Annotated in this window: 8 protein-coding genes; all 8 read right to left on the bottom strand. The window is 43.8% G+C overall.

Annotated features, from left to right (window positions below; genetic code table 11):
• Positions 1-286 precede the first annotated feature (286 nt).
• Positions 287-676 (bottom strand): HU family DNA-binding protein, encoded by a 390-nt coding sequence (locus tag I6E24_RS14555; protein ID WP_235329275.1) that lies wholly within the window; start codon positions 674-676, stop codon positions 287-289.
• A 208-nt stretch (positions 677-884) separates the two neighbouring features.
• A complete protein-coding gene (locus I6E24_RS14550) occupies positions 885-1,061 on the bottom strand; it encodes a hypothetical protein (protein WP_204405124.1) in 177 nt (58 codons plus the stop codon).
• A gap of 7 nt (positions 1,062-1,068) precedes the next feature.
• Positions 1,069-2,550, bottom strand: coding sequence for a hypothetical protein (locus tag I6E24_RS14545; protein ID WP_235329274.1), 1,482 nt, complete (start codon positions 2,548-2,550; stop codon positions 1,069-1,071).
• Between the two features lie 41 nt (positions 2,551-2,591).
• Positions 2,592-3,851: a nucleotide sugar dehydrogenase gene (locus I6E24_RS14540; RefSeq protein WP_235329273.1), complete on the bottom strand. Its 1,260-nt coding sequence runs from the start codon at positions 3,849-3,851 to the stop codon at positions 2,592-2,594.
• 38 nt (positions 3,852-3,889) lie between these two features.
• The gene (locus I6E24_RS14535) at positions 3,890-5,125 is read right to left on the bottom strand and encodes an adenylyltransferase/cytidyltransferase family protein (RefSeq protein WP_235329272.1); all 1,236 of its coding nucleotides are present in this window, start codon (positions 5,123-5,125) and stop codon (positions 3,890-3,892) included.
• Between the two features lie 30 nt (positions 5,126-5,155).
• Positions 5,156-6,274, bottom strand: a complete 1,119-nt coding sequence (gmd, locus tag I6E24_RS14530; protein WP_235329271.1) for a GDP-mannose 4,6-dehydratase — start codon at positions 6,272-6,274, stop codon at positions 5,156-5,158.
• A gap of 45 nt (positions 6,275-6,319) precedes the next feature.
• Positions 6,320-7,261, bottom strand: coding sequence for a GDP-L-fucose synthase family protein (locus I6E24_RS14525; protein WP_235329270.1), 942 nt, complete (start codon positions 7,259-7,261; stop codon positions 6,320-6,322).
• Between the two features lie 51 nt (positions 7,262-7,312).
• On the bottom strand, positions 7,313-8,073 hold a 761-nt coding region (locus tag I6E24_RS14520; RefSeq protein WP_235329269.1), incomplete at its 5' end, for a WecB/TagA/CpsF family glycosyltransferase.

Here is an 8,073-nt window from a genome sequence, read left to right as displayed (position 1 = left end):
CAGCAGAACCACCACCTAAGGAGGTAATAAGCTCATAAGAGGGGCTTGTCTGATATGAAAATAACTCCCAACTTATCTATTTCAGCAAGTTGGGAGGGAATTCACGTCTTTAGCGGACAGTAATAATTCCAAAATAAAGATATTAGAATCATAAATCCTTACTCGTTATAAATATAAGACTTAATAATGACATATCAAAAAAAATGTGTATTTTTTTTCTAATTACACAAAAAAACGAAATCCCCCCATGCCCGGCATTTCTTGCCGCTGCATGGGGGAATCCCTCTTATTCCACCTTTTTGAAGTGCACCGTAGCCATTCCGCACCTCAGTGTCCTTCCCTCCTTGAATATAGCCCTCACCTTCGTGATATGTTTGCTGTCGAAATCCTCCTTGCTTCTGCATCCCCTGCTGCTAACGCTCAGCGATAGCGACCCCAGTTCCCCCAGTCTCACTATCTCCCCGTTACACAGCGCATCCGTCACAATCTCCTCCATCGTTATCAGCACCGCCACAATGTCCGGATTCCCCACAGTTCCCCTGTTCCTTATTCTTTCAATCAGCCCTTTAGTGTCCAGCACCCCTCTCGAGCGAACGTGGGCGTAATACAATCCTTCCTGTTCCGGGTTTCTCGGGTCCTTCCTTTCCGCCACCGAGTAGTTCAAGTTGTTGTCCATAATTCCTTAATGTTTAGTGGTTTAACTTCTATGCGAAGATACCGTCCTGTGGAATTATGCAGTTCCCCTCTGTCCGTCTTTGGGAGGAAGTAAAGACTATTTAATTATTCCTGCTAAACTAAAAATTCCCCCATACCCGTGCGTTCACTCTTCTGCCGGATATGGGGGAATCCCATTATTCCATCATTTTGTTATCCATAATACACTATCATCTTGTAAGGTACGCATTTGATGCTGTACTGTTCGCTCGCTGACTGTTCTTCGAACTTTCACGTGCCGCCTTTTTCATGTAAAGGTTGAACTCTTTAACGTCAGACGAGTCCATAGGTATGACCTGCACCTTCTTTTGTGTTGCCAGTTCGTTGAAAGAAATAAATTTTTTCATTATTTGATTATTTTAGGTTGTCATTAAAAGCCTCAAATAGAGACGGCAAAGATAAAGGAATATTCTCAAACCACCGATTTTTTTTGTTGAAAAATGTACCGACATCCCTTTTCTGGTAGAAAAGAAGAGATGAATATCCTTCGTTATCAATGTTACTACCTGTTGCATCCAGTAAAATCAGACAGTTTACTTTATTATTTAAGAAAGATTTTTTATCTGAAATTTCCGTTACCCAAACAAATTTAGGCATATCTATTTGTAGATAAACAAGTTTTGCCTCTTCTGTCATATCAGGATTTCTCATTATATATTCTCTATATGTACGGTTCGATGCCAGAAAGGTTCTGATGACAGACATTTCAGGTATATTCAATTTACGTATAGCCAGATAGTTGGAGGCTTTAATTGCTAATTCACCATCCAGATAAACTTTAGGATGTAATGGTACTATAAAATGGGTTATTTTTCCGCTGTCCCAGTCTTTACTATTGTAATAAGCCGTCGGTTTTTTAAAGGTTGTATGCTGATAAGAAGGATAATTGTCGTCATTGAAAATGAAGTGCTCAATACTATTATTCCAGACATAGTAGTTGCCTCCCATTATGTTAATTGTACCGGCTGAATCAATGACAGTACGATTGGTTTCATTGCGGCCAACACATACCACTGCATGACCGAATTCCTTGGTCTGTATGCATACGGCTAAAGGTATTCCACTTTCTATATAACAGGTAAAGAGTTCCTGGAACATAGGATTTGTTTGTTCATAGACCTTACAGCCAAATCCTTGGTTTTTCAACGCACTGGAAATCTGTTCAAACGACAATCCACCCGATGGTAGTTGCCTTTCATAGGCAAACGGTTTCAATGCAGCAAGAATATCCGAAGGCATCACCGGTCGATACTCTGAATATTTGTTCCCAAAATATTCTAATATACTCCATACGGTGGTCTCTGCACAACTCATCATTTCACCGTCTTGTGAAGAATGAGGGAAACCGCTTACCCTCATTTTTATTCCCATACATGTAGAGGGAATACTGGCTTTACAAATGCGCATGCTGGGATACCTTTTATTTTTTGCTGATGGTGAAATCACATTTCGTCCTATACAGCATTCAGCAAGTGGCCGTAAAACTAAAAAGCCTCGGTATGCGTTTTTTATTTTTTCAATGTTTTCAACTGTGATTTCAGTCTGTTCATTGAATTCAGGTGTGAAGAATGAGATACGAACACAATTACGGTAATATTCTCTTAGTTTTGTAGAATAAAGTGTATAATAGCTGTCTCGATAGACTTTGTCAACATATTCAGTTTCAACCAAAATTGTCAGGTCATCCTGTAATGTATTAAGAAAATCGGAAATCCTATTTATAACATATTCTCTACTATCCTTATTATCATGTATCAGGTGTAGATTATCAATAATAGTATCAACCATCTCTCCTTTTTGTATAAATTCTTTAATAGTAGATATATAAAGTTCCATAATTTACAGATTCAATATTTTGGGGTAAGTATGCTATATTATCAGTCCCTTCTGAAAATATCCCTTGTATAAACCTTGTCCGCCACGTCATCCAGACATGCGTCATATCTGTTCGCTATTATGGCGTTACTCATGCTCTTGAACTTCTCCAGGTCGTTCACCACCTTCGAGCCGAAGAAAGTAGTACCGTCCTCCAGCGTAGGTTCATATATTATAACAGTAGCCCCTTTCGCCTTCACACGCTTCATCACTCCCTGTATTGAGCTCTGGCGGAAGTTGTCGCTGTTCGATTTCATTGTCAGTCGGTACACACCCACAACGCACTCCTTCTCTTCTGAAGAGTTAAAGTCGCCACGATTGAAGTAATCATAATATCCGGCCATTTTCAGCACCCTGTCCGCTATGAAATCCTTCCTTGTGCGGTTCGATTCCACTATAGCTTCTATCAGATTTTCCGGCACATCCTTATAGTTCGCAAGCAGCTGCTTCGTGTCCTTAGGCAGACAGTAGCCACCATATCCGAACGACGGGTTGTTATAATGGTTCCCTATTCTTGGGTCCAGACTCACACCGCGGATAATATCCTGAGTGTTCAGACCCTTCATCTCGGCGTAAGTGTCCAGCTCGTTGAAGTACGACACCCTCAGCGCCAGATACGTATTTGCAAACAGCTTCACCGCCTCTGCCTCCGTCAGTCCCATAAAGAGCACATCTATATCCTCCTTCAGAGCCCCTTCCTTCAGCAGTTCTGCAAAAGTCTCTGCCGCCTTCTTCAGCTCCTCAGCATGATTCGAAACCTCCTCAGTGGGATAGCTCAGTATTATCCTGCTCGGATACAGATTGTCATACAGCGCCTTGCTTTCACGCAGGAACTCAGGAGCGAACAGCAGTTTCAGTTCCCTGCCATACTTTTTGTACAGACTCTGGCAGTAGCCCACGGGGATAGTACTCTTTATCACCATCACCGCCTCAGGGTTCACCTCCATCACCAGGTCAATCACCTCCTCTACGTGCGAAGTATCGAAATAGTTCTTCACCGAATCATAGTTCGTAGGTGCCGCTATAACCACGAATTCCGCATCCCTGTAAGCTGCTTTTCCGTCAAGTGTAGCCGTCAGGTTCAGTTCCTTTTCCGCAAAATACTTCTCTATATACTCATCCTGTATCGGGCTTATTCTTTTGTTTATTTTCTCTACCTTTTCCGGTATTACGTCCACAGCTGTCACTTTGTGATGCTGCGCCAGTAATGTGGCTATCGACAGGCCTACATATCCTGTTCCTGCAATTGCTATATTTTTCATATTCAATTTAATTTATGACTGTAATTCTGATAACTAACTTATTCTCTCCTTATATGCAACTCTATAGCCTCACTGTGGCTGTTCAGGAATTCCTTTGCATCCTTTACCACTAATGCCAGATATCCGCCACCACCAGCACCAGCCAGTTTCCATGCCATCACGTCCGCCATTGCGCTATAATGCGCTATGGCATCACTGATAAAGCCGTTGTCCTGCTGCGGAGCATTTATATAAGCCGGATTTATCATTCCCGGGAACATGGCTGTCTGCGCTTCGAAGCTTGCTTTATAAGCCGCTGCAAAACTATCTAAGTTACGCCCCATAATAGCCTCCCAGCACGCATCAGCCGCATCCGCCAGAGCCTTCACCTTCTCCACCATTATGTCCTTGCCTTCCACCACCGAACAACCAGGCTTTCGAGGTTCCAGAGGAATCATCACCAGGTGCTGTTCCAGGAATCTCAGAGTCATCTCGTCCCTGCATATCTCCACCTTCTTAGGCCAGAAATTATTGTCATAATAATGTCTGCACAGCCCCGGTATGCAAATACCTATCGCATCCTGTGCCCCCGATATATGTCCTTCCGTGCGCTCAGGATTGTTTTCAAAGCAGAAAACAAGTCTTGCCAGAGTTTCAGGGTCCATTTTCGGCAGTTTCACCGGCCATATCTTCTTTATGATGTTACGTGTGCTTGTGCTCAGTCCGCATCTGTCCCTCACCTCGAAAGTCGGTTCAAGAGAGATAGTTATCGCCCATCCCGGATGATGCACGCTCACATACGGCTGGTCAATCCATGTACCCGCCAGGTCCAGACGCGTCGGTATGCCCTTGCTTTCTCCCGCCTCGTTCTCCGCCTTCTGCATAGCCGCTTTGAGCGAGCTTGAGCTTCTTGCTTCCAGTCCTTCGTGCGGAGTACGTTGCAGCTCAATGTACTCTATTCCTCGTTCCTCACACAGCCTGCGTTTCTCCTCGCTGCCACCTTCAGCGTTCACCACGAAGATGTCCGGCTTCACAATGTCCAGAGTCGGAATGAAATCTATCACTCCGCTTCCCTCATTAATATAAGCCTCCTTCACAGCTTTAATGTTCCTCACCATGAACAGACGCTCCTCCTGCGGGAACATCGGTTTGCGGTGCTTATATTCCAGATACGTGGCATCCGAGCCGATACCCACATACAGGTCGCCGAATTTCGAAGCCTGCTGGAAGAACTCTATATGTCCGCTGTGCAGCAGGTCATAACATCCGCTCACGAAAACTTTCTTATTGCTCATAGCTACCTCAGTCAGCCCCTTAATTATTAATTATTTAACGACTCCCTTTTCCAGATACTCTGCCAGGTTCGTTCTCACCTTCGAAGCCACACTGTCAGCAGCCACCTTCGCCATATCATGTTCCACCATCAGTTGCACCAGCTGTTCGAAGCTTGTAGTCTGCGGATTCCATCCCAATTTGGCCTTCGCTTTTGTCGGGTCCCCCCACAGGTTCACTACATCAGTAGGACGATAGAAATCCTCCGAAACCGCTACCAGAGTCTTTCCCACCAGATGCCCGTTTTCAGGATTGCTGACCGACACACAGATACCCTTCTCGTTTAGTCCCTCACCCTCGAATTTCAGCTCAATGCCCGCATGACGGAAAGCAAGCTCCGTAAACTCACGCACCGAGTGCTGTACCCCAGTAGCAATTACGAAATCCTCCGGCTTCTCCTGCTGCAGAATCAGCCACATACACTCCACATAGTCCTTCGCATAACCCCAATCACGCAGCGAGTCCAGATTGCCCAGATACAGACAATCCTGCTTTCCCTGAGCTATACGTGCCGCAGCCAGAGTAATCTTTCTTGTCACGAAAGTCTCCCCCCTGCGTTCCGATTCATGATTGAACAGGATACCCGAACAGCAGTACATATTGTATGCCTCACGATATTCCTTCACAATCCAGAAACCGTACAGCTTCGCCACAGCATACGGCGAATAAGGATGGAATGGAGTATTCTCATTCTGAGGCACCTCCTCCACCTTTCCGTACAGCTCCGAAGTCGAAGCCTGATATATGCGGCAAGTATTCTCCAGATGATTGGTACGCACAGCCTCCAGTATTCTCAACACCCCCACAGCATCCACATCAGCTGTAAACTCAGGAGCGTCGAACGACACCTGCACATGGCTCTGTGCTGCCAGATTATATATCTCAGTAGGCTGAACCTTACCTACCAGTTTTACTAATGACATAGAATCGCTCATATCCGCATAGTGCAGATGGAAGTTAGGTGTACCCTCCAGATGAGCTATTCTCTCGCGGTAGTCCACCGAACTTCTTCTGATTATACCGTGCACCTCATATCCCTTTTCCAATAAAAATTCACTCAAGTAACTGCCATCCTGACCGGTTACACCTGTAATCAATGCTACTTTCTTCATTCTTTTTTATTCTAAACACTAATAACTAAAACTCTTATCTCTTAATTATCTTTCCGCCCTCATCGGATTATTCAGAAAATCATCATAAGCCAGACGTATTCCGTCCTCCAGCTCCGTCCTGTAAGTCCATCCCAGAGCCTTTGCCTTCGATACATCCAGCAGCTTCCTTGGCGTACCGTTCGGCCGTGTAGTATCCCAGAGTATAGCCCCTTCATAACCCACTACCTTTGCCACCAGTTCCGTCAGACCCTTTATCGAAATCTCCTTCCCTGTACCCGCATTCACGGTCTCGTCCCCGCTGTAGTTGTTCATAAGGAACACACACAGGTTCGCCAGGTCATCCACATACAGGAACTCCCTCATCGGGCTTCCGTCCCCCCAGCAGGTCACCTCCTTCAGTCCAGCCACCTTAGCCTCGTGGAAACGTCTGATAAGCGCCGGCAGCACATGGCTGTGTTCCGGATGATAATTGTCGTTCGGTCCGTACAGGTTAGTCGGCATCACGCTTATGTAGTCCGTGCCATACTGTTTGTTCAGATATTCGCAGTATTTCAGTCCGCTTATTTTCGACAGAGCGTACGCCTCGTTCGTCTTCTCCAGCTCCGAAGTCAGCAGGCAACTCTCCGGCATAGGCTGTGGAGCCATTCTCGGATATATACAGCTTGACCCCAGAAATTGCAGCTTCCTGCATCCGTTCTTCCATGCCGAGTGGATAACGTTCATCTCCAGCGTCATATTCTCATACATAAAGTCCGCCAGAGCCGTCTGGTTAGCGATTATTCCCCCCACCTTGGCTGCAGCCAGAAACACATATTCCGGCTTCTCTTCGGCGAAAAACTTCTCCACCTGCTCCTGTCTCGTCAGGTCCAGTTCCTTATGCGTACGTGTAATGATATTCGTATACCCCTGCTTCTGCAGTTCCCGTACAATGGCACTTCCCACCATTCCCCGGTGTCCTGCCACGTATATTTTACTGTTCTTTTGCATAAATTGTTTTTGATTAATTATAATTCTTTTCATTACACTACACTATTAGATTTACTGTTTTAGAAATATTTTCTTATTATACTTAACTTTTTTCATTTCCTCAAAAGAAATATTAGGGTATTTTACTAAAATCCCACTTAATCTTTTAAATTGTTTTTGGGGCTCTCTGAAAAGTCTATCAAGCCATACAAATCTAAATGAACCAATATGGAATTTAGGTTGAACTATATCACCCACGTAAAAGTTAAATGCAGCTCCAATACCAAACATCAAACCTTGGTTTAAATAAGGAAGAATTCTGTACATGAAGTTTTCTTGCTTTGGAGCACCTAGTGAGACCCAAATAAAATCAGGATTAATAGCATTTATAGACTGTGCTATATTTTCATAGTCAAATTCATCTATCGATGCAAAAGGTAATGGCATATAAGTTAAATGAGTAGAATCTAAACCATTTTCCTCAAGTTTGGATACTATCTGATTATATTTTTCTTGAGTATTACCAAGTAATAATTGTTTTATATCAGAACGTCCTATATAATCTGTAAAAAGTTCAGGACCGCTGTATGCCTCATAATTAGTCCCGTATAATACATTCGCCATTGATGCTATAGATCCTCCGTCACAAGTATTTATATATGAATTCTTGACAATTTCACGATATTCTATGTTAGTATGTGCCATTGTTAAAACGTTAGCATCAACTACACATACGTACCCTTTGCCTTTGTCTTTTACACAATTTTCTATTTCTTGACGAAAAACTTCATGATTAAATTCGAGTTTAATATTAAATATATCCATTATAAATC

Source organism: Bacteroides caecigallinarum (assembly GCF_021530995.1).
GTDB lineage: Bacteria > Bacteroidota > Bacteroidia > Bacteroidales > Bacteroidaceae > Phocaeicola > Phocaeicola faecigallinarum.
This window is presented reverse-complemented; position numbering and strand designations above follow the sequence as displayed.